Genomic DNA, 2,677 nt, shown 5'->3' with positions numbered 1-2,677 from the left:
TTCGCTCGACTTGCATGTATTAGGCACGCCGCCAGCGTTCATCCTGAGCCAGGATCAAACTCTCCAATAAAGTTAGTTTGTCTAGCATCTAAAATAAAAATTGACGTTTCACGTTGTTTGTTTCGTTCAGTTTTCAAAGAACTACTTAGTCGCTCATTTGCGACTTCCTTATGTTAACATCTTCGTTAGTTAATGTCAACTAAGTTTTTTTATTTCATTTGTCGCTTGCGACGTTATTATCAGCGGCGACTTGTTCTATATTACACCTCTAAGGTATAATCGTCAATACGTTTTTAAAAAAACTTTATATTTTATAGATTTCACTTATGTATTTCTTCTACAGTTATATACAAGCACCCCACAGAACTATCTATGGGGTACTACTCTACTATAAAAACTATTGCTCTTTCGACGGCGCCGAACAACTTCCATCAGTACAAGAAAGATCGCTTCCACCATCTGAAGAAAGTTCTTGTAACTTAGGTGCAGGATTCTCTTCTTCCCACACTTGCTGAAGTGCACCAACAAAAGTTTCAAGTGGTTGTGCACCTGAAATAGCATACTTTTGATTAATAATAAAATAAGGTACTCCAGAAATTTGATATTGCTGAGCAATTGCTTCATCAATTCTAACATCATTTGCATACGCATTTTTATCATTAATAACATTTAAAGCCTCTTGCTTATCTAAACCTGAAACTTCAGCGATAGCAGCAAGTGTATCCACATCACTTAAATTTCTCGATTCAGTGAAGTATGCAAAAAGTAGATTTTCCGTAATCTCTTTTTCTTTTCCTTGATCCTTTGCAAACTTCGCAAGACGATGCGCATCAAACGTGTTCGTCGGCTTCATCTCATCAAAATTAAAACTTAAACCCATACTAGCTGCATAATTTCCTAGCTGTACGTTATTACGCTTAGCTTCTTCAATACTAATTCCATACTTTGATGCAAGTACTTCATTAATACTTGTCCCAGAATAGATTGGAGCATTTTGGTCTAATTCAAAACTTTTAAACTCAACTTCAACATCCTTCTTATGCGAAAATTGCTCTAAAGCCATCTCTAATCTATGTTTCCCAATATAGCAAAATGGGCATACAAAATCTGACCAAACTTCAATTTTCATAGAAACACCTCATTAACTTTTAGTTTTCAATCATTGTAGCACTGAGATTAAGGAATTCAAAAGTTTTTGCTCTACCTCCTTCATATAGTACATACAAAAATACACTTATAGCAGAATACCTAATTAACAAAAAAACGATAATCAAAAGGATTAACTATTATCCCTCCGATTATCGTCTATATAAATGCAACAACTTTAATTATGCCGGAATATACTTCCCTACGAACTTCCATACAGTATTCCAATATTTATTCGAATCTACTTTCTCCGCTTCCCCATGTCCAGCACCTGGAACAATTAATTTCTCTTTTTCTACTTTTGCAGCATTATATACTTCATCTAACATTTCAAAAGGAACGAATGTATCAGCATCCCCATGAATGAATAGCATAGGTGTTTTACTTTTCGCTACTTGTTTTACAGCTGAAGCCTCTTCTAAATCATACCCAGCTCTTAATTTAGTAACCGTATTTGCCGCATTCATAACAGGAAACTTCGGTAAGTGGAATAAATCTTTTAGTTGATAAGTAAATTCATCAATAACAGTTGAATATCCACAATCTTCAATAATAACTTTAACATTAGAAGGTAAATCTTCTCCTGAAGTCATCATTACAGTTGCCCCGCCCATTGAAACACCAAATAGAGCTATTTCAGCATCAGGGTCTTTCTTTAAGATTTGTTGAATCCAAATTAAAATATCTTTACGATCATGCCAACCCATACCAACATAATCCCCTTCACTATTTCCGTGTCCACGAAGGTCTGGTGCTATGACATTATAGCCTTGTTCATAAAAGTTACGAATATATTTCGTCATTTCCGATGCTCTACCACTATATCCATGAACTACAATTGCCCATTTATGACTAGATGGTTCATTCATATATTCATAACCTTTTAAATTTAATTTATCGAAAGAACGTATAGTTAATGTGTTAGGTTTATACTTCGATACGAAGTTTGCATTCTTTTCTTCATTTGCAGCCAATACATCTCCCGACGCATTTACCGTTTCCACTAAATGAGGATTATCTTGCAAAAATTCCTTTTCTTGTTTCGCATTTAATGCATAGTTATAAAAATAATTTCCAACTAACATATACACGATTACTAGCAGGACTAAGACTACTATAGTAATTATACTTATCTTTTTCATATTATCTCCTTTTCTAACTTAAATCTTCTTATATTAAAGTACATCAAAAACAACTGTACTATTTTAACATACCAATGAATTCTATCTTTGATAAATAAAATAGAAAATCTTAAATTACCTGTCAAAAATCACGAAACAAATTGAATAAAACTTATATAGCTACGTACTCAAAAATCTTTAAAAAAATGAGCAGCACTTCAAAATATTTAGCTTTGAAAAGAAATTATAAAACACAAAAAAGACGAGTCATTCTGACTCGTCTTAAAGTTGCTTGGCGACGTCCTACTCTCACAGGGACAAGGTCCCAACTACCATCGGCGCTAGAGAGCTTAACTTCCGTGTTCGGTATGGGAACGGGTGTGACCTCTCTGCCATCATCACCAAACTAT

2 protein-coding genes and 2 rRNA genes are annotated in these 2,677 nt (G+C 34.2%); all 4 read right to left on the bottom strand.

Going from position 1 to position 2,677, the window contains the following annotated elements; all coding sequences use genetic code 11:
- Positions 1-70, bottom strand: a 16S ribosomal RNA gene (locus EBQ15_RS30840); the annotation flags it as partial.
- A gap of 327 nt (positions 71-397) precedes the next feature.
- Positions 398-1,129, bottom strand: a complete 732-nt coding sequence (locus tag EBQ15_RS30835) for a DsbA family oxidoreductase (protein WP_000687914.1) — start codon at positions 1,127-1,129, stop codon at positions 398-400.
- Between the two features lie 199 nt (positions 1,130-1,328).
- Positions 1,329-2,288: an alpha/beta hydrolase gene (locus EBQ15_RS30830; RefSeq protein ID WP_000723975.1), complete on the bottom strand. Its 960-nt coding sequence runs from the start codon at positions 2,286-2,288 to the stop codon at positions 1,329-1,331.
- Between the two features lie 269 nt (positions 2,289-2,557).
- Positions 2,558-2,673 (bottom strand): 5S ribosomal RNA (gene rrf / locus EBQ15_RS30825).
- Between the last annotated feature and the right edge of the window lie 4 nt (positions 2,674-2,677).

The sequence above is a fragment of the Bacillus sp. 2D03 genome, assembly GCF_003946765.1.
In the GTDB taxonomy this organism is placed as follows: Bacteria; Bacillota; Bacilli; order Bacillales; family Bacillaceae_G; genus Bacillus_A; species Bacillus_A cereus.
Note: the sequence above shows the minus strand (reverse complement) of the source record. Positions and strands in the feature narration are given on the sequence as shown.

Bases quoted from the DNA above. Each gene is read 5' to 3' on its own strand.
- EBQ15_RS30835 (WP_000687914.1), bottom strand. From the start codon at position 1,129: ATGAAAATTGAAGTTTGGTCAGATTTTGTATGCCCATTTTGCTATATT.
- EBQ15_RS30830 (WP_000723975.1), bottom strand. From the start codon at position 2,288: ATGAAAAAGATAAGTATAATTACTATAGTAGTCTTAGTCCTGCTAGTA.